The organism is Peptostreptococcus sp. D1 (assembly GCF_900112955.1).
Taxonomy (GTDB): Bacteria; Bacillota; Clostridia; order Peptostreptococcales; family Peptostreptococcaceae; genus Peptostreptococcus.
This window is the reverse complement of record NZ_FONP01000020.1, coordinates 1-20176: the sequence shown is the minus strand read 5'-3', so window position 1 is coordinate 20176 and position 20176 is coordinate 1. Positions and strand designations below refer to the sequence as shown.

Below are 20176 nucleotides of genomic sequence, written 5' to 3'. Positions count from 1 at the left end.
CGGTAGAGAATACTTATACTTTGAATAATAAAAAAACAGGGTGGCATTTAGCCACCCTTTACTATTTAAATAATACTTATTTTAAATTATCTTTTATATATTTTTCTACTAAATCTAAGGTTTCCCATCTGTCCTTGCCAGCTAAAACTGTAGAGCCAGTAGGAGCACCACTTCCACCAACGTGTACTATTTTAGCATATGCATTTCTATCAAAATTTACACTCGATACTGGAATAATTGGATAACCTAGCCATCTACTTAGCATTAATGCTGCAGGCTCATCTGCAACATTATTATAAGTCACTACAGTTAGATTATTAGTATCAACTGTTGGAGAAAATTCTGACTCAATCTTCTTTTTATATTCAGTCGCTAGAAGCTTTCTATATAGCTTCATTATGTTTTTACCATAATCAGCATTGTTGTTCCATTTACCTTGTCCGCCAAGCTCAACAACTGTCTTAGCACGACCTAGTAAATTAGGGAAGTGTCTAGGGTCTAAAGGATTCTTTAGAGGATAACCCTCTGCACCATAGTACAGCAATAAATGCTGTCCCATAGCTCTAAAGCCTTCTTCCCAATCCTTAAATCTTTTATGTGCTGTTTTGTCATAATCACTACCGCCTGCAGTAGTTTTCAAACCACATGGATTATGATAGCTTGCGTCAATTCCAGCCTGTGAAGTTCCATTTTTGTATAGCCATCCAGTTTCTAGTGCTGTTTGTGCGTACACAGGTCCTGGATCAAGCCCAAGCTTTAGGCAAGTATCATAGCAAGGCTTTGCAAGCTTAGCAAATCCAATAGCATTATTAGCTATCGCCCATGCTTCCATCTGCTCTACTGTTGTAGTTGGATTTCCGACAAATTTAACATCATCAATCACAGGTCTAGCCTCAGGCTTTGTTACTGTTTGTTTATCGCTCGAATTAGGCTTGTATTCCCTTAATAGAAGCCCTTCACATATTGCCTTAGCCACTAAGTCCTCTTTCCCCTTATAAGCGTTGTAATCGTCTATATCGTCCACAAAGCATATTTCAACAAGTAATGCAAGTGGATTAGTTCTAGATATAAATCCTAAATCACGTCTAATCTTGTTAGGTGTTCCATGTGTCGGAATACCTATGTTATTTAAATTCTTACAAATTTGAGCTCCGTATTTAAATGTTCTTTCATCATAATGTAGCACCTCACACCCCATTATCTTACCGTCCTTGTGGTGTTGTGGCTTATATGCGTTAAAATGAAGTGATACAGCTATATCAGTATCCTTATGAGAATTAACACTATATACAATCTTATTAATAATATCTCCAACGGAATAACCATTATTACAAGTGGAATTATAGGTCTTTATTCCTTGAGTATTAAGATATTTAATACACTTGTCTAAGATTATTCTGTTTTCTACAGATTCATTTAATAAGTCTGCAGCTCCACAAGCCACCTTACCCTTTGGATTATGCCCAGCGTGAATATCTATTATCATATTATTCCCCCTTTTTCACAGTCTGAATATACAATTGATTTCCTAATACACACACTCCAGTAACCAATGTGCCTTGAATTATTCCATTTACAATATCCTGTCCTATGATTCCACACAAAATACAAGATATTGCTAACAAAAACCAGGGGATTAGATTATCTCTAAACCTTGATTTCTTAAATAACATACCAAGCACATATATTACCGGTATTAGAATGATTAGGTTTTCGTTAATATAAGTCAATAAATTAAATTCCATATTTGCTATTCTCCTCTCTTATTACTCATTTCATATTTGCACTCTTTTTGCTCTAGGTTCATTATCCTTGCATTATGATTTTCGGATCTAAGTGTCAAATCATCAATCTGTTCAGAATGCTTATTTAATCTTAAATCTTGAGTGTTATTATGATTTAGCACTGTTTCAAGTCTTTCATTAAGTCTAATAATACTTCCATTCAATTTTAATAAAGGTGTAACCAATGCAACAATTGGTACTCCCACTTTTATCAAATACCATAAGAAATCCTGTTCTGTCATATATTTTATTCCTCACTTTTTTAAAATATTTAAAAAAAAGGGACTAGAAATTAATCTAGCCCCTAATTGTTATTGAACTAATCTTCTATGATTAGTTCCTGCAAGTCCATAGCGATTAAAAGCTCTTTAACTCTAGCTTTCAAAAAAGCTGGAACTTGCTTATACGTTCTTACACCTGCAACTATGCAAGTCACATAACACATTGCCATAGCTTCTGCACCTCCTTCCAGATATATTTTTATGCAATAAAAAAAGAATTTAATACTATTAATCAAATTCTTCATACATAACACCTCTATTCAGATTTTAATAATTTTTCAACTTCCTTTTTTAAGAAAGCTGGAACATCATCTAATGTTCTTTTATTTTGTCTAATTAAATATACGTACACATTAGCTAATGCACTCATTATACTGTACCTCCATTATTTTGCATTTCTATAGCTTCAATTATAGCTGTAGATAGCTCTAATTTATCCTTTTCGACTTTTTCTATTAACTCAGTTATTGCAAGCGAATTTTCTAGCTTAGCTTCATTGACTTTTTCGGCTATTATTTCCTCAAGTGTTTTAGGTGGCTCTGATGGCTCTCCTGTATCAAAGTTGACATACTTATATACCAACTTATGTGGCTCACTTGAAATATCCACCTTATAGCTATTAGCCTTGTTTTTTTCTAGCTCATCTGCAAGCTTACCATAAGCTAATTCGATTAAGCCTATTTTATCTTTTTTATATTTTTTCAAATCAGAATACATCTCGTAATCCTCATCAAAGCTTGATTCTTTAACAAATCCTTGCATATCTCCACGTGTAAAAATCACATTTCCAGTTAATTTTTCATAGTAAATCTTAGTTCCTAATTTCATTTTTATACCCCCTACTCTATAGCTATCCATTCTATTACATTAACCTCTTGAAATACGCTGAATAAATGCTCATTTCTTCCATTCATAGCGTATCCAGGGTAAAAATCTTTAAAATTAAAGGAAAAAGAAGATTTAGTAGCAAGCATTTTAAATGCTGTGATTTTATTCGTCCAAAGCATTACAGTTTTTTTAACATCTCCTGGTAAAGCAAGCATTACTATTAGTAAGCTAGGTGTAAAATTGAGATTATGAGAAATTAACGGTATTTCATAATTACCGTTATTAATAAATTTTTCTTTATCAACGTTTAATCCCGAAGTCCCACTAGCCCACCTTTTTCGATTTGATTTTATCTGAACAATTGCACCTTCGATCATATTTGCTGTGTTAATATCTATAGAATCATCCTTTTTTATTTCATCAAATATTTTTCTCAAATTTGTACTATGTTTATCCAACTCATGTTTATAATTGATTAAATGCTCATCATACATACTAGCATTATCATTCCATGCCATACTTACTCACCACCATTCAACTGTCTGAACTCTCTATTTAACCTATCAAATTCAGCATTATTTGTTGTTATTTTTGAATTAATAGCATTTAACTGATTGTTTAGTAGCTTGTCAGTTTCTTTTAGATTTGTTGTAGTATCAAATACTTCATTAATCGCTCCAACAGTGCTATTTTTTTCATTCGTCTTTAAGCTTGTTAGAGCTCCTATTGAGTTCTTGATTGCTTTTAGAACTTTATCAAGAGTTTTTCCAGATTCAGTTGTAACCTTTACTTTTAAATCTGTAAGCTCGATGCTATTTAGCTTTTTCCAGATGAATTTTATAATATTTACTATATTCTTAATTCCATCATTTGATACACTATAGCTATCTATTTCTATATCACTTAATTTACCTAGTATCTTTTCATGGATTTCAAAGTTTTCTTGAACAGCTTCAATATCACTCATACTATCGCCAGTTACAATATTTAATCCATTTTCAATAGTTTTCTCATATCCTTCCATTTATTTACCCCCTTTTAAACTTAATTATATTTTCACTATCAGTTGGATAGCTTATAATCATTTTAAATGCTTCTGGTGGTGCTATTAAAACAGATTTATTAGACTGAATACTACTTACGGATATTACTGTATTATTTTTTCTGTAAATTGCATATTTAAAGTCTGTAGAACTATCGGTTTTTGTAAACTCCACACTATCTCCTTCAGATAAATAAATACTATACTTTGATGTAGAAGTGTTACTTGTGTTACTTTCAACTATTTTTCCGTCATCATTAATAGTACTATTTTTTCTTTCTCCAGTTCTGTTTAATAAATTTATATTGTATTTATTAGCTTCAAGATCTTGACTCTCTTTTAATTCTTTCCAAGTTAGTCCTAACATTTTCCAATACCCCCAAGGTTTGCCATAATTTTTAATTTCATTCCATGTTCGGTAATTAAATATAAGTCTATATTTCATATGTGCGGGCTTAACTCTATCTAATGTGTGTTGAATTTGCTCTATTTCTTTAGGTACACCAATTAAAGAAACAAATCTTACTTCAAATACATATTCATCTACCCACTCATTTATTATTGTATCAATCCCACAAATATTTTTAATTATTGTAGCCATTGTCAGTGGATTTATAGTAACTCTTGTTTGTAACTTAGCCAATGCTTTATTCCGTCGTTCAATGTATGAATCATTTTCATTTATTGGAAGATTAAAGCGTGCTTCCCACAATCTTAACCCCCATGTAGCGGTTTGAATAAACATCTGTTTTGATATATCATCAACTAACAAATTAATATCATCAAATTCCTGTCCTAAAGCCTCATATAACTCAACCATAACCTTGCTATTATCATAAATATTACTTATCCAATCAAACATGGCTTTGCCTGTTTCAGAGTGGAGTAATTTATCTTTTATTGTTGTCATAATTTTACTACCTCACTAACATTAGCAATCTCATTATTCAATTTTATGTTTGATTTAGTATCATTTATCGTTATATTATCAAAATCATCTAGCCCTTGATTGTTTACAAGTAGCGTACCAATGATTGAATTTACCATGTTATACGAAATACTACCCTCTATATCTAATTTATCAAAATATGTATTAATTTTGTTTCTTACATCATTCAGTACATTTGTTTCATTAAACCCTTTTGATATAACGAAATTACCTTTAATACTTACTTCTTTTACGTTTGGAGATAAAACTGAAAAGCTTTTTATTCCAGTTGGTGCTTTACCTCCTCGATTATATTGCCCCTCTTTAATATCTGGATATATGTATTCTTTTACTTTTTTAATTAGTTCACTTGTAGCTGGCTTTCTATTTTTATCTAAGATAAGGATTTTAACTGTTCCTGGACTGTTCCAACTATCTCGGCAATATGCATATCCTACTCCGTCGATTTCTTTTGCCCATCTTTCGTAGTCTGTATCAGCACCACTTAACTGTTCTTCTTTTTCAGCAAATTCAATTCTTTCTCTAAATTTTTCGTCATCTTCTATATCAGTTCCATTTTTAAATTCTTTATTGCTTACGGATGAAATATTAGTAATATTGTTTACTAATACTTTAATCATACCTACCTTTACATTTCCTTTTACTCCACTCTCAACACATTCAGCATTAATCTCTATACTTCCACTCTCTGGTATCTCTCCACCATCAGTAGTTATAAATGTAATGGCATTTATTTGTTCTGAACTTTCTGTAGAAACTATTGTTCCTTTAGGTATTACAGTCCCCTGTACCCCTGTAAATATCACTTTTCCAACACTTTTGGTCGCTTTTTTTCTAAAAACAGAATTCATTTCTCCAATATAATCTAGATAATCACCATCAGAACTTTTTGTAAATACTTTCATAATTAGATAGTGTATCATCATTTCTCTTGTCATAGCTATTTGTTCTGCGGCTGCTCTTGTAGCATCATATACAAATTCACCAGGTAATGTTGATATATCGTCACTAAATTTTTTTAACATTTCATCATGTATATCCTCTACATCTTTCAACAACTCTTTTGGTATTGGCAATTCTTTTTTTTCCACTAAAAACACCACCTTAATACTTAATTTTATTCTCTAATTCAAATCTTTCATTCTCGACATCAGTAATCACGAAAAAGTAAGTAAGTGATTCATTTTCTCTATCCCATAGAAATTCAAAATCACTCACAGAATTTGTTTTAGGATGAACCAACAATGCATCTTTAACCATTCTTTCTATTTCTAATTCAATAGCTTTATCACTCATATCTGAATTAATTACAGTTCCTTGTTCATTTCCGTAATAATCTGGATATGCTAGCTTTTCAAATCTTGGAGTCAACATTACTTTTTGACACCATTGTCTATGTGCAATTTTAGCATTACACTTAACTAATGTACCATCAGGATTTTTAACAAATTCACCTTTTTCAAAATCAAATAGGTATGATTGTCTGTCAGTATGATCGTAATTAACTTCATCTTCCGTAGAATATATTGAAAAATCGGCATCCAATGGGAATAAATTACTCATCTGTATCCTCTACCTTTCCTAATACTACAAATTCACCTTCCACTATAGCAAGGACAACAATATCGCCTATAGATAATATCGGCGATATAACATCATGTGTATGTCCAGCATAACTTTCTGTTTTTGTTATAACTGTCTTTTTTTTACTCACAGTTTGTAGCATTTTGTAATCTTTAATAGGCTTTCGTTTAAACCTATTAGTAATAATTCCTTCGTTTGTAATTTCACCAAACAATAACTCTAGTCCATCAGTAGCTTTTTCAGCTTCACTTTTAGCTTTGTTTTTAATTAATCTAGCTATATTATTTAAATTACTCATTGAAAAATTTCCCCTTCACATATTGCTTACTTCCAGCATTAAGTGTCATTTTTCTATGTGGTTCTATGCTATGAGTCACATCAATAACATAATATTCGACACCATAAAATTTAACTTTATCGCCTGCTCTAATGGTACTAATATCTATAACTCCTGAAAACTTTATCATATCTTCTCCATCAGAAAACATCGCTTCAGCTGCTTTTTTTGCATCTTTAACATTTTTAATTTTATCATCCTGTTTTATCTTTTGAAGAGTTCCGAATACTTTATCATTTTTCTTGTATGTACCAATTACAGGTGTTTTGCTTTTTTCATTTTTCGATTTTCCAAGAACTTTTACACTTGTAACTGCACCCTCTAAACTGTTTACGTCTGTTGCATCTTCCATTATACTTTCAAGATCATACACAATTTTATTTGAACCTATTTCATATAAATTAAGTTTGTTTTCCATTCTTAGAACATACATTTTACCACCTTTTTTAACTGTCTCTTTTATGAATTTTCTTATCATATCTTGCAATTTGCCCTTTTCGACGCACTTTTCAAGCTTAATTCCAGTTTTAGGGATATTCCCTATTGGTATATTCCAATCCTTCGCTATTTGCCTTATTCTATCGTCTAAAGTGCTTTCCTTGAATACATACTCATCTTCTGATGATTCAATATAAACATTCCTTTCTTTTAGCGTTAAATCTAGAGTGTCAGTCTTGTGATTTTTATTCCTTCCCCAAACGATACCATTAAAAATAGTTTCATCTTTGTTTGCTCCATATAATTTATCAATTATTTGAACTGTATCAGCTTTTTTAATTTTTAAATCCTGAATTGCTTTAGCTTCAGATAATTTCATTGAGCATTTATACGCAACTCCATCAATACTATCAGAAAGTGTCATTCCTTCAAGTGCATTTTCTATCGATATTTTATTTCTTAGTATTATTTGCATTTAAACACCTACCTTTTTGGTATTTTTAAAACTATACCATGTTTTAGTCTGTTTGGATTAGGTCCTATTATATCTTTGTTAAGGTTATATATCTCTCTCCATCTACTACCCTTACCTAGCTTTGCTCTTGCAATATTCCACAAACAATCTTTTCTATTATTAACCTTATATGTAGATGAATAACTTTTATTGTTCTCTCTATCGGTTTTATTTAACCCTTTGTTTATTTTATTTTGTTTACTTGTATCAATTGATTTAACTTTTATTTCTCTATGTGTTCTAAATTTTAAGTTCACTAATCTGCAGTTCTCAATACCTGCAGATATACTATTATCTATATCTGAAATAAACACTAAATCATTAAATGGTAATGATGTTATAATGAGTCTAACAGCTTGTTCTTGATTCATATACCTCACTAGCTCTTCAACTGATTTACTCGGTGACTGAGCGGACAAATTTCTATTAAATCCCTCAGTATAATCATCAGGTATAATAACCTTAAATGATATTTCTTCTATTTTTTTACCATGCTTATGAAAATCAAATTCACCTTGTCCAACAATTTCTTGTGTTTGATAATTTTTTTTATACCTAACATTTATTTCATCAATTGGATTTATAGGGAAATGAAAAGATGTATTTTCTTTTTCGTTTATAATATACACATCCATATCATTGCTATCTAGGTTAATATTTTTGTACAAAGTTCCTCTCTCTATCGCGATTTTTCTACTTGATACAGTTCCATACTGATGTAATATTGTATTCACTTCCACTAAAATACCACCTTTCAATAACTACAAAGAAAACCCACCGATAAAGTGAGCTTTCTTTGTAACCAACTAAATTTATGATATATCTGAAAGAGCTTCCTCTAACTCTCTTCCAAATTCTTCTTTTGCTTTGCTAATAATAGATTCTTTATCATTAACATTTACATTTACACTAACGCTTACATTTACTCCTCCAGATTGACTATTGCTTGTTTTAACATTATTATTTGTGTTAAAATCCTTAGCAGAAAAATCAGATACAGGATTCGCATTTCCATCATCATTTGTAATTCCAAGCATTTTCCCAGCTTGTTTAAATAATTCAATACCTCTAGCACGCTTACCTGGTGATAAAGGTATTACCGCTTCTGGTCCTGCTTCTGCAACTAAGCCTAAATGAGGTCTTGTTAAAATTCCACCATCTGCATGTGGAATTGCACCAACTGCACCAACTGTTGATACTGATAATACAAATCTAGCTGTAACAGTTGATGAAACAGTTGCTTTCATAGCATTCCATAAAGATATAATTCTACTACACATTGATGATACTTGAGATGTTGCACTTGATGATAAAGCACTAAATGCTGATGATGTTCGACTTTGTAATTGTGAAACAGAGTTCCCGGCTCCATTATACATATCGCTGTATGCTTGCTTAACCTGTTGTGCCATTTGTTGTGCTTGTTGAACTTGTACATTATTAGTTTGTGGAGGCTGTTGTGCTTGTGCCTGTTGAACACCAGCATTTATACCTTGTCCATACATTTGACCAGTTTGAACTCCGCTTTGGTATGCCTGTTGTCCTTGATTTTGTGCTACATTTGCTATTGGTGAACTTTGATTCGTTGCACCTCCAGAACTCATACCACTTTGAACTCCAGAACTATATTGTTGCCCTGCTTGCTGACCAGCTGCATTTGCTTCACTTCCTAAAACACTAAATAAGATCCTCATTGCACCTATAGCCTGTGATGGTTCCATTTTGCCAATATTAGCCATAACTGCACTTATTTGTGATTGTAAATCTTTACTAAAATCTACACCTTTAAACATACCTTGCATAGCCGATTTATTTGAAGATATAAAGCTTTGTAATGCTGGACCTGCTTTATTGATATCTTCAAGCATTCTACTAACACCACCTTGTATATTCCCAGACGATGCCAATTCTTTAAAACTATTAAATGCATTTGATAGGTCAGTTTTAATATTTTTACTTGCCGAACCTGCATTTTTTTCGATAGTTTTTATTGCAGAATTAAAATCTTCATTCATATGTTTTGGATCAAACCCACTCATTTTTGAAAGTGTATCCATATTTTTAGCAATTTTACTAGCCATATCATTTTCACTCATCTTACTATTTATACCAAACAGCAATTGTTCCATATTTCTGCTAGTACCCTTTAAAATTGATATTTGGTCATCACTCAATCCCTTCATGGAAGATGATACAGCCTTACTCATTTCTTTATAATTTCCAGCGACAATATTTTTTTGTTGTCCTAAAGCTGTTTCAAAAACCTTTTTAACTGGACTTAATTCTTTTTCTGATGATTCTCGTATTTTACCATATGCATATGTTGAAGTAGCAAATAAGTCGCCTAAAGCATTTTTACCATTTGTTTTTAAGTCTGCAAACATCTGTGATGCTTCTACTCCTGCTTTTTCCCAATCTCCTGAAAATAACGCATCAAACATCTTAAATGAACCACCTAAAAAAGTGCCTGCAGAACCTAAAACAAGTTTAAATAGCCCGCCCATGACTTCCATTATTCCGCTAATACCTGTTCCCAATTCACCAAGTCCAGAATTTAAATCAGCTATTAGATCAATGTTATCACTAATTGCTACTGACATTATGCCTAGTGCTGCTACAACCGCAAAAATACCACCAGTAACACCGAGTCCAGCTATCATACCTTTAAGTCCACTTAGAAGACCGGTTGCACTACCTGTAGCACCTGAAAGCCCAAATAGTACTTCTTTAAGTATACCGAAATCCCTAACAACATCACCTAAGAATAATATTCCTCTTAATCCTTGTATTGCTCCCATGAATCCTAATACTAAAGGTATAGCTGTTTTAAATCCACTTAAAATTGATTCCCAATTATTACCTAAGTAATCTATCATCTTTCCTAATGCTTTTTCTATTTCAGGAATTTTAGATGTCAGCCATTGAACAAATTGCCTTAAATATGGCTCTAATTTTTTTCCAAGATTTACATACATACCTTCAACTGCTGATTTTAAAAGTATGAAATCACCAGTTAAATTATCCATTCTTGTAGCAGCCATTTTTTTAGCTGCACCATCTGCAAAATTCAAGTCTTTACTAAGTTTTTCGAGTTTTTCAGAACCTAATCCCAAAAGTGCTTGTACTCCACCACCAGCAACATCACCAAACATTTTATTCAATGCTTCGCCTTTTTGTTGTGGATTTAAATGTTTCAATGCACTATCTAGCTCTTTAATAACTTGAGGGAATGGTTTCATTTTCCCAGTAGCATCGAATGCGTTAAATCCGTACTGTTCCATTACCTTTTTAGCCGCTGCTGTTGGTGCTGATAATGATGTAAACATACCTCTTAAAGCCATACCAGCTTTAGAGCCTTTTATATTAACTTGAGAAAGCATTCCTATTGCAGCAGCAGTATCTTCTAAGCTAACATTCAATGATTTTGCATAAGGAGCAGCGTATTCCATTGAATTTCCCATATCGGCAACCTCAGCATTTGTAGCACTTGCTGCCAATGCTAAGACATCTGCAACATGTCCAGTTTTACTAGCGTCTAAATTGAATGCTCTTAATGTACCTGAAGCAATAGACGATGCTTCAGCTAGCTGTAACCCTCCGGCACTAGCTAAATTTAAAAGACCAGGCATAGAAGACATTATTTCTTTTTGATTAAAACCTGCTTGTCCTAATTCAGTCATACCTTGTGCTACTTGCGTTGCTGACCATTCAGTAGTTGCTCCTAATTGTCTAGCTTGTCTATCCAACTGTGCAAACTCTTTCGCCGTAACATCTGTTACAGCTCTCAGTGAAGACATTTGTTTTTCATAGCTAGCATATGTTTTTATTAAACTAACAACACCTACACCACCTAAAGCACTCATTCCATAACTAGCTAAACGAGTAACTCTACCTATGCCCCTAGATATCATTCCTCCAGCTCTATTGAACACTGTTCCACTAAGTTTATCCCTTGCAGTTAATAAAGCTTCATATTTTCCACTAGCATATGCTTTAGCCTTTTCTCTTGTTTGGTTTATGACTTGTAATGCTCTATTTCCACTAGCACTTAATGATACTTTTACTTTATCCATAAATTTAAGCTTCTGCATGCTTGATTGTGCTTTAGCAACAGCTTGCGTTACATTCTCAGTAGCTTTAATATTTACCGATGCTCCACCGAAATTAATTGATTTTCCCATCATCATATCTAAAGTATTATTTCTAAACATCATTTTTGATGTACTCATTTTCTTTTGTGCTTCAGAAAGACTATTCATTCTTTTTATGTCACTATTAATTACTCTTGTTAATTTAGACTGCGAAAGAACAGGATCAAACTTTTTAGGTGAAGCATCAATTCCAGCAACCTTACGCATTAAAGCTGTATTCTTCATTACTTTTTTAGACATTGTGTTTGAACTTTTTACAATTTTTTCTGCAGCACTAGAGTAACCTTTTGCCATTTGCTCTACTGCTTTAGATGTTTGTCCAGTCATTTTATTCATTGAGGATGTATCAAATTTTATTTTTATACCTTTTTTAGCTTTTTTTTCTAAACTTTCAACATCCTTATCGACTTTCTTAAGCTTTGAGCTAGCTTCATCAACACCATTAACATTAATATTTAAATCAATATTATAAAGCTCCTTACCTGCCATATATAAACCTCCTTTCTATCTTTTTTTATAATCAATCTCTATTTATTTTTTCTTATTTTTTCTCTTTCTTCCGATTCAAGTTCAAGTTCACATTGAGTGAAAAGACTTATTAAGTATTGGGTAAATTTGTTTTTCTTGGCAAATTCATCTGGTGTTATATGATGTCTTACATATGCAACAAACATTAATCCTAATAAGCCTTTGCACTCTTTTATTCGTTTTTTAGTAAATCTTCATCAAACTCTGTTCCAAATCCAGATAAAATAGTAATTTCTTCCACTATCTTTTCTATTTCTCCAGGACTTAAAAACCTTACCCAAAAACTTTCTATTGATGATAAATTCTTTTCTCTTAATATAGCATCATTTATTTGTGGCTTTACTATCCCATATTTAAGCACAGTCATTTTAAATTGCTGATTATCAAAAATTTCTTTATTTTGACCGTTTTCTTTTCTAATTTTAGTACACTGTTTCCTTATATTCTTTAACTGTATCTCTGATAAACTCTTAATAGTTATTGGAGCTTGTATTCTCTTTATAGGAAGTATCTTTTCAGCAATTATTGGAGTGTCACTCAATCTTGCTAGTATATCTTCATCACTCATTGTAGCATCAATCAATTCATCATCAACTTTGTTATCATCTATATTAAAATCTAAATCCATATTTTCTATATTCATGTTATTTTCTCCTTTATTTTAAATTTAAAGGGTATTAACAAAATTTCTGCTAATACCCTTTTTTTATTTATTCACCTATTAAATCAAGAGGCTCAAAACCTGAGAAACTTCCTTCCCATTCTTCCTTAATAAGATCACCAGCTTTATGATTTGCACCTAATTTTTTTAATTTACAGTTTTTAAATCTTAGTTTTTCTGCACCGTATTTATCTGCATTCGTTGTAGACATTATTTCAAATGACTTAAATCCTGTTTTAATCATAAGAGAATCAGTTTTATATATAGTGAATTTAAATGTACCCTTCTTGATGCTATCTCTTTCATATTCCCAGCTTGCACCTAAAACAGAAAAAGATTTCTTATCATTTTCCACACTCCATTCAAATTCTTCAGCATAAGCTACATGAACTCCATCTACGAAGATCTTTGTATCATTACCACTTAATGCTCTATCATCTTGTAGAGTATCTTCATCATACCAATTCAAATCATTTTTACTCATGGTTTTACCTCCTATCTAATAGTTCCTTTACTGTATATCTTTTTAACCTTATCACTTCTAGTTACATACCACCTAATGTAGATTTCGTCGTTTTCAGCAACAGCTTGTAATTCTTTATCTATTTCGACTTCAAATTCCTTGATAGCCCCATCAGCTATCAATGCTTCAAAACCTCTTTTAAATAATGAAATAACAATATCGTAACCAAACTCTGGGTCGTTATCTACTTTACCAATTATTTGTTTACCAGCCGATACAAGCATGGTATTTATTGCCTTTAAAGTCCTTATGGAACGATTAAATCCAAAAACAGAGTCCTTTTTATTATTTTCAGAATAGGTTTTATAAGTATTTACATCATCAACAATTACAACATCTCCATCATCAATATCTAAAGTTAATACTCCGACTTTTTGTGCTTCTTCCAATTCTTCTGTAGTAAATACTTTTTTTACATCCGTAAAAATAACTTTTTTGTTACAAGATGATTCTCTTAGTTTGTTACTGATTTCTACACCACACAAGTATGCAGCTGTTTCTGATGGTGTATACTGAATATCATCTAATACACCTGCAGATGCAACCAAAGTATATAGTTTATTATTTATTTTCTTTGCTTTTGTAAATGCTGAAGATATATCTTCAGATTTCCCAATGCCTGAAAAATACGATATAATTCTACCTGATTCGTAATTTTTCTTTATCCAGTCAAACACAGAAGCATCTAACGACTCATCTTCTTTTCCATCTAGTACAAATCCATCAATTTGAGTTCTTTCAAATTGGTCAAGTGACTTGATATACATTTCATTATTAACTGATGTACAACCATCATTTCCACCAGCTAATTTTTTATTTGAAATTGGAGCTAATGGATCTGATGTTTCAGCAATCTTTGAAGCAATCAAGTATTTATTATCATGTGCATTGTTTATCACATCTACCATTTCATCACAAGTTCCCTTTATTCCTGTAATCTTTGCTAATAATTTACTACCCTCATACACATACATTTCATTCGAACTTGTATTAACAAGACTGTTTTTGATGGTAACATTCAAGTCTTTTGACGTTGCATATTTAGATGTTAGCTTAATTACCTCTACAGCAGATTCGTTTGTATTTTGCAAATTGATAGTAGATTGTTTTGCTGATTCATCAGCTAGTCTATAAAACTTAATATACTTTAAATTTGTTTTTGTAAGAAGTGCCCCTATTTTAAATGCTGAATACTTTTCTTCTGTATCATTTCCAAACATATCAATTAATTTATTAATATTGTTTTCTAATGTCACAACTTCGCCTATAGGTCCCCAATTTGCCTTCACTGGTACACCAATTGTACCTATTAATCCATCGCCATATGAATTTACAATACTTTCAATTTTACTGTAAACTCCTGGCAAAATTTTATCTCCTGGTTTAGACCATATTCCTGTTTTAGCCATTGTGTAAAACCTCCTATTTTCTTAAAAATTTATTTACTAGGTTATCTAATTCTTTTTTAGATAACCTATCCTTGTCACAGTCAAATAAAGCTCCAACAACTATGTATCTTTCATATCCAAGCTCCTTAGCATTGTCAATGAAATCCTGCTTGTCATAGAGTTCTTCAACTCGTTCTTGTACGGCTTCATTTTCTTTTTTTTCTACATTTTTTTTTGCCATATCAATTTCCTTTCTTAATCTTTAACCCTTTATTATCGTATATTTTATTTATAGGATTTATATTCTTCTTTATACTTGCATAGTTTCTAAAAGTAACAGAAATTTGACCTAGTGTCAACATATCAGAATCCCTATCTTCAATTAACTTTGAAAGTGTTAATTTTAGTGTATTTCCGTCTGATTTATACACTATTTTTCTATCAGAAATTAGTTTATTTTCAATATGCTCTAATATTTGAATTACCCTATCATTATCCATATCAACAACGTGTATTTTCATTGTTTTATCTATTTCTATCAAATTATTAGCTTTAATTGTTCTTTCTGTTTTAGTTGTTCTGCACAACACACATGGAGTTGTTAGATTTTGATTCCAATTGTCTTTAAATACATTAATAGTTACACCATTTTTATTTTTTAGTATATTTTCAAGATAACTAGATACAACTTCAACTTCTTTATCTGATGTTTTGTTATCAAGTTTTTCAAGAGCTATTATGCTAAACGATATAGGTCTTGCTATTATATCCCATTCGACATCTGAAATATCACTACTAGACACACCTTTATAAATACAAGCAAAGTAATTCTTTGTATCTCCATCTTCAATACTTTTAAAATTAATAGCATTAATGATTTCTTTCTGCAGTATATCCAGTTCCTGAAATGAAGTTCTGTCATTGTATATCCAAATATTTATTTTTCTTTCTGATCCTATTGTTGCTTGATTATTTTCTGTATCTGCTACTTGTTCAATAACAACAAAAGGTCTTTCAGTCTCTTTATTTGGTACACTAGGTTCATAAACTTCTTTTATTTTACTTACATTTTCAAGTAATACTTTTCTTAATCCACTTCTCATTACAAATCACTCCAATATTTAGCTAATTTCTCTGCTATTGTCGGAACTTCGCTCTGCATTGTACTCTTAATACCTTTATATGCTGATGTTCCAGGATGGTTTACTTGTTTTACTGGATGAGCAGCACCACTCCAATATAATGCCTTTTTATTTTTAGGTTTTATTATATGTGCTTTAGAACCTTCTTCAAGGATACCTCCATATTCGACACCATGAGCTACATTGATATTATAACTTGCACCGCCACCACTTACTTTTGAATGAATTAGTTGTCTTGCATTACTTGTTTGATCTGTCCAACTAGCGTTAGTTTTTGAATCATTTTCTAACTGCACTCCTACAGCTTGACATATAGTTCCAAATCCATATTTTTTTCTATTTAATCTTTCAGCTAAATCACTTAATATACTCATACTAATCAAGCCTCTCTAATCCACATTCATATCCAGCAATTTTACCCTCAACTGCATATATGTTTACATATGTAACTTTAAATTTCCCCTCAACACACTCTATTGTAGTTAAACAACGAGAATCTGACTCTATTTCAATTGTATTATCAATAACCATTTCATAGTTTTTATTTATGTTACTAGTACCTCTAACATCTGTATCAACTTTTATTTCGTTTGTTTTACTTACATAAACAACACCGGTAACTATATATTCTTTGTCAATATTTTTGAAAGAGCCATTTATTAACACTTTTCCTTTTTGATAAATTTTAATACTTTGAGGATTTGCATTAATACCCTTTGCTACTGCTTTTCTTAATGCTTTATATGTTAATTTAGCACTCATATTTCATCAACTCTCATCATTGTATTTTTATACTTTTGTGAGCCATTTTTATTTAATAACTCATTTTGATAATCATTATAAAACATATCAGCTAGCTTCAACCAATAATCCTTGCCACTCGATTTAATTTCTATAGAACCAACTTTTATCATATCGTCAGTTTCGGCTTTTAATATACATGCTCTCCAACACGTTTTAGAAACTGAATAATCATTACTTTTATATAGTAGTTCAAGTTCTACGTCTGAAAATGTAGGCTCTTCGGACTCTCTAAGATTTAACTTTAAAAGTTCTTTTACATCTTCAAATTCTTTTATTTCAGGCATATTTACACCGCCTATTCTTTATCTATATATGTTGCTGCTCCTACTTCAATAAGATAGTTAGCTTCTTCCTTTGTAGAATCAAATATATCACCTGGAAAATAATAATTAACTCCCGACTTTATATTTTCTAATGCTACAAGCTTTATTACATCAAGTGCTTTTTCATCTGCTTCCAAAATATTATTTTCGGTTACATCAGTTTCATTGTTCATTTCTTCTCTAGTTTTATTACTTGTTCTAGCCATATTTATAACCTCCTTTTTATAAATACTTAAGGACATATCAATTAAGACATGCCCTTATAATTTTTACTTTTATTCATCTGACACTGTCGCAAAGAAACACTCATCTATTCTATCAAATGATGGCATTCCTATCATAGATACCTTAGTATCAACACCTACTGGGTCTTCTTTTACCATAGTTGTTATTGCTATTGCTTCACGTACTATTGAAGTATCAAGCTTACCTGAACCATATTTAGAATCAAATTCTTCCGGAGTAGTGCCATATACAGTATTACCCAGTGTACCATTAGGTATTAATGTAACAACATTGTCCTTATAATATTTTTGTTCGACACCTTTTTCATCAAGATAAACACCGCTTAATATAGCAATTTCTATGTCACATTTAACTTTTAAGAACTTTACGAAATCCTCATCTGTCAATATGACTTCTCCGAAACTTCTAGTTTTTAAATCCTTTATAATTGCAGCATTTGACGTAATGTAACTCCAAGTTTTTTCAGTTAAAAGCATTCTAGTAGGTTTTGATAGTCCTTTGTCTGTAAACTTTTTCTGCCATCTTTTAATATCTCCAACTATATCTGACGTATCAGTTTGAGACCACCTTGCAGTTAAACTTAACGTTTCTTTGTTTTCTGAAGGTATTCCATAATCAACAATTACATCACCGTCATCAGAGGTAAGGTTTATCTGCCCTGTCTGTATTAACTGAGTTCTCATTCTCTTCATCTGAACAAGTCCACCTTCAACCAATACAGAATAGTTTTCAAATACTTCCTTCATAAGCATATCAACTATATTGGAGTTGTTACTTGCCAATGCCTGTACAATCTGTCTTCTATCATTTTCTTTTAAGCCTACTGCTTCTTTAAAGAAAGGCATTTCTTTCTTCTCTATTTTTACATCTGCCTTTAATGCTCTCAGTTTTGCCTGAACATCAAAAGTAGATAGTTTTAATGCTACTGGTCTTTTCTTAGATCCCTTTGCGTGTTCCAATTCAATACCGAGTATTTTCTTTGTTGGAAACAATGCTTCATCAATCGTTGGCACTGGTGGAAGACCATTGATATATAAAGCTATATTTTTCGAATTTAAAAAGTCTTTTAATTCTGCCATTATTTATTACCCCCTATAAAAATTGTATCTTTCCTTTTAGTGCTGTTATTACACCTTCAGGAACTTCTTTTCCTATATACTCAGTTACTCTAGCTTTATTTACAAAACCATGTATCATAACTGATGCTGTTACAGTTTCATCATCACCGATACCCTCAAAATCAAGATCATTAAATAAAAGTCCTATAGGTGTAGCTTCATCTACTGTTCCAGTTTGGGATATAGGTGTACCTGCTGGAAGCATATTATTATTTAATGATGATTTTACAGCTGATTTTGTCACCTTGATATTAGTCATTACATCTTTGTCCCCTGCAAATTGCCTAATATCTTTTTGCATATTTGTGATTGTTTTTGATGTTTGCTTCATCTTTTACCTCCTGTTTAAAATATTATTTAAAAAAATCATCTAGCTTTTCACTAGATTCTTTTTCTGCTTTTTTATTAGACAATAGACTATCGACAAAAGGATTGCTATTGTCTTTACCGCTTTTTCCTCTAAGGCTATCAATTGTTTGACCTTCAAGTGTGCTTGTGCCTGCAGGTTTATAGTCTTTAAATAAATATGAATCACTTTCTTTTAAAGATTTTATTTGTTCATCTAGCCCTACAAGAGTATTATTAACTAATTTAATTTTCTCTTTATCAAGCATACCGAGAATTGCTTTGCAATTTTTAGCACCAGATTTTTCAATTGCTGCATTAAGTTCATAATTATACCTAATTTCAGCTTTTTCCTTTTCATAGGCTGCTGCATTATCTGAATTTTCTTTTTCTAGTGTTTCTATTTTTTCTTGCAATTCCTTATTATCCTTTAAATCTTTCTTTAAGTCTCTTAAATCTTCTTCATGCTTTTTATTAGTCTTTTTTAAAGTCTTATTGTCATTTTCTAATTCATCATACAACTTCTTTTCTACATAACTTGGCTCTTTATTATTTTGCACTAGTAATGTATTTTCTTTATCTTTGCTTATTTTGTCATAGGCTTTTTTACCTTCATCTTCACCTAATATTGATATTAAGTATTCTAATAAATCCATTCTTAAATCCCCTTTCTTTCATAAAAAATAGACCTTTTAACGACTTGTCTAGGTCGAGATTTATACAACGAAAAAACGCTAAAATTAGTTGTATAAAAATTTATACGTCAATTTTTCGCATTTTTTCGTTATATAGCTTTATTTAATTCTTTTGCTAATGAAATTCGATTTGATAATGCCTCTTCATAAATTTTCATAACATAATACTGTGCGTACATTAAACCAAGTTCATCAGCCGTAAGCCCTTCAAGTGTTTTTATGCCCTTGTATAAATTTTCTGTTCTTCCAACAAGTTCTATGTATTCTTGTTCCATTCTTTCAATGTAATTCATCTTTTTACCTCTCTTTCTTTTTTTACAATTTCTAAATTATTATCAATCAATACTGTATACAACGCATTTCCTAGCCTTGTTACTGTATATTCATCTAAGCTATCAATTGAATACATTCTTTCGATTCCATGCAACACCTCATGTATTAAAGTTGCTTCTTTCTGTTTATCTGAAAATTCATTATTTAAATAAATTTTATTTT

The 20176-nt window shown here is 31.3% G+C and carries 29 protein-coding genes; all 29 read right to left on the bottom strand.

Annotated features, from left to right (window positions below; genetic code table 11):
- Positions 1-76 precede the first annotated feature (76 nt).
- A complete protein-coding gene (locus tag BM120_RS10150; RefSeq protein ID WP_091995692.1) occupies positions 77-1486 on the bottom strand; it encodes an N-acetylmuramoyl-L-alanine amidase in 1410 nt (469 codons plus the stop codon).
- Between the two features lies 1 nt (position 1487).
- Entirely contained in the window at positions 1488-1745 is a 258-nt protein-coding gene (locus BM120_RS10145; protein WP_091995690.1) for a phage holin family protein, read from the bottom strand.
- Positions 1746-1750: 5 nt separating this feature from the next.
- Positions 1751-2026 carry a hypothetical protein gene (locus BM120_RS10140; RefSeq protein WP_091995688.1) on the bottom strand — a complete coding sequence of 92 codons (276 nt, stop codon included), beginning with the start codon at positions 2024-2026 and terminating at the stop codon, positions 1751-1753.
- A 77-nt stretch (positions 2027-2103) separates the two neighbouring features.
- A complete protein-coding gene (locus BM120_RS10135) occupies positions 2104-2310 on the bottom strand; it encodes a CD1375 family protein (protein ID WP_091995686.1) in 207 nt (68 codons plus the stop codon).
- A gap of 11 nt (positions 2311-2321) precedes the next feature.
- On the bottom strand, positions 2322-2435 hold the full coding sequence (locus BM120_RS11235) for a CD1375 family protein (protein WP_278335342.1): 114 nt from the start codon (positions 2433-2435) through the stop codon (positions 2322-2324).
- Complete coding sequence (locus BM120_RS10130; RefSeq protein WP_143076540.1) at positions 2435-2893, bottom strand: hypothetical protein; 459 nt, start codon at positions 2891-2893, stop codon at positions 2435-2437. The genes BM120_RS11235 and BM120_RS10130 overlap by 1 nt, the downstream gene beginning before the upstream one ends.
- Before the next feature lie 11 nt (positions 2894-2904).
- On the bottom strand, positions 2905-3411 hold the full coding sequence (locus BM120_RS10125; protein ID WP_091995682.1) for a hypothetical protein: 507 nt from the start codon (positions 3409-3411) through the stop codon (positions 2905-2907).
- A 2-nt stretch (positions 3412-3413) separates the two neighbouring features.
- Positions 3414-3917, bottom strand: a complete 504-nt coding sequence (locus tag BM120_RS10120; protein WP_091995680.1) for a hypothetical protein — start codon at positions 3915-3917, stop codon at positions 3414-3416.
- A 4-nt stretch (positions 3918-3921) separates the two neighbouring features.
- Positions 3922-4845, bottom strand: a complete 924-nt coding sequence (locus tag BM120_RS10115; RefSeq protein WP_091995678.1) for a putative phage tail protein — start codon at positions 4843-4845, stop codon at positions 3922-3924.
- Entirely contained in the window at positions 4842-5975 is a 1134-nt protein-coding gene (locus tag BM120_RS10110; protein ID WP_091995676.1) for a baseplate J/gp47 family protein, read from the bottom strand. The genes BM120_RS10115 and BM120_RS10110 overlap by 4 nt, the downstream gene beginning before the upstream one ends.
- A gap of 13 nt (positions 5976-5988) precedes the next feature.
- Positions 5989-6447: a DUF2634 domain-containing protein gene (locus tag BM120_RS10105; protein ID WP_091995674.1), complete on the bottom strand. Its 459-nt coding sequence runs from the start codon at positions 6445-6447 to the stop codon at positions 5989-5991.
- Entirely contained in the window at positions 6440-6766 is a 327-nt protein-coding gene (locus BM120_RS10100; protein ID WP_091995672.1) for a hypothetical protein, read from the bottom strand. Before BM120_RS10100 ends, BM120_RS10105 begins: the two co-directional genes overlap by 8 nt.
- Positions 6759-7718 carry an XkdQ/YqbQ family protein gene (locus BM120_RS10095; protein ID WP_091995670.1) on the bottom strand — a complete coding sequence of 320 codons (960 nt, stop codon included), beginning with the start codon at positions 7716-7718 and terminating at the stop codon, positions 6759-6761. Before BM120_RS10095 ends, BM120_RS10100 begins: the two co-directional genes overlap by 8 nt.
- Positions 7719-7726: 8 nt before the next feature.
- Entirely contained in the window at positions 7727-8497 is a 771-nt protein-coding gene (locus BM120_RS10090) for a LysM peptidoglycan-binding domain-containing protein (protein ID WP_091995668.1), read from the bottom strand.
- A gap of 72 nt (positions 8498-8569) precedes the next feature.
- On the bottom strand, positions 8570-12235 hold the full coding sequence (locus BM120_RS10085; RefSeq protein WP_177187424.1) for a phage tail tape measure protein: 3666 nt from the start codon (positions 12233-12235) through the stop codon (positions 8570-8572).
- Positions 12236-12608: 373 nt separating this feature from the next.
- Positions 12609-13079 carry a phage tail assembly chaperone gene (locus BM120_RS10080; protein WP_091995665.1) on the bottom strand — a complete coding sequence of 157 codons (471 nt, stop codon included), beginning with the start codon at positions 13077-13079 and terminating at the stop codon, positions 12609-12611.
- A gap of 67 nt (positions 13080-13146) precedes the next feature.
- Positions 13147-13581, bottom strand: a complete 435-nt coding sequence (locus BM120_RS10075; RefSeq protein ID WP_091995663.1) for a phage tail tube protein — start codon at positions 13579-13581, stop codon at positions 13147-13149.
- Positions 13582-13592: 11 nt separating this feature from the next.
- Complete coding sequence (locus BM120_RS10070) at positions 13593-15029, bottom strand: phage tail sheath subtilisin-like domain-containing protein (protein WP_091995662.1); 1437 nt, start codon at positions 15027-15029, stop codon at positions 13593-13595.
- A 13-nt stretch (positions 15030-15042) separates the two neighbouring features.
- A complete protein-coding gene (locus tag BM120_RS10065) occupies positions 15043-15249 on the bottom strand; it encodes a YqzN/YkzM domain-containing protein (RefSeq protein WP_091995660.1) in 207 nt (68 codons plus the stop codon).
- Between the two features lies 1 nt (position 15250).
- Positions 15251-16111 carry a hypothetical protein gene (locus BM120_RS10060; protein WP_091995659.1) on the bottom strand — a complete coding sequence of 287 codons (861 nt, stop codon included), beginning with the start codon at positions 16109-16111 and terminating at the stop codon, positions 15251-15253.
- Positions 16111-16524, bottom strand: a complete 414-nt coding sequence (locus BM120_RS10055; protein WP_091995657.1) for a hypothetical protein — start codon at positions 16522-16524, stop codon at positions 16111-16113. The genes BM120_RS10060 and BM120_RS10055 overlap by 1 nt, the downstream gene beginning before the upstream one ends.
- A gap of 1 nt (position 16525) precedes the next feature.
- Positions 16526-16912: a hypothetical protein gene (locus BM120_RS10050; RefSeq protein ID WP_091995655.1), complete on the bottom strand. Its 387-nt coding sequence runs from the start codon at positions 16910-16912 to the stop codon at positions 16526-16528.
- Positions 16909-17238 carry a hypothetical protein gene (locus BM120_RS10045; protein ID WP_091995653.1) on the bottom strand — a complete coding sequence of 110 codons (330 nt, stop codon included), beginning with the start codon at positions 17236-17238 and terminating at the stop codon, positions 16909-16911. The genes BM120_RS10050 and BM120_RS10045 overlap by 4 nt, the downstream gene beginning before the upstream one ends.
- A gap of 11 nt (positions 17239-17249) precedes the next feature.
- Complete coding sequence (locus tag BM120_RS10040) at positions 17250-17483, bottom strand: hypothetical protein (protein ID WP_091995651.1); 234 nt, start codon at positions 17481-17483, stop codon at positions 17250-17252.
- Positions 17484-17552: 69 nt separating this feature from the next.
- A complete protein-coding gene (locus BM120_RS10035; RefSeq protein WP_091995649.1) occupies positions 17553-18602 on the bottom strand; it encodes a major capsid protein in 1050 nt (349 codons plus the stop codon).
- Positions 18603-18615: 13 nt separating this feature from the next.
- Entirely contained in the window at positions 18616-18972 is a 357-nt protein-coding gene (locus BM120_RS10030; protein ID WP_091995647.1) for a hypothetical protein, read from the bottom strand.
- A gap of 22 nt (positions 18973-18994) precedes the next feature.
- The gene (locus BM120_RS10025) at positions 18995-19642 is read right to left on the bottom strand and encodes a phage scaffolding protein (protein WP_091995645.1); all 648 of its coding nucleotides are present in this window, start codon (positions 19640-19642) and stop codon (positions 18995-18997) included.
- 128 nt (positions 19643-19770) lie between these two features.
- Positions 19771-19974 (bottom strand): crAss001_48 related protein, encoded by a 204-nt coding sequence (locus BM120_RS10930; RefSeq protein ID WP_177187423.1) that lies wholly within the window; start codon positions 19972-19974, stop codon positions 19771-19773.
- Positions 19971-20176 (bottom strand): hypothetical protein (locus BM120_RS10925; protein ID WP_207645720.1); only part of this gene is annotated, 206 nt, incomplete at its 5' end. The genes BM120_RS10930 and BM120_RS10925, both read right to left, overlap by 4 nt.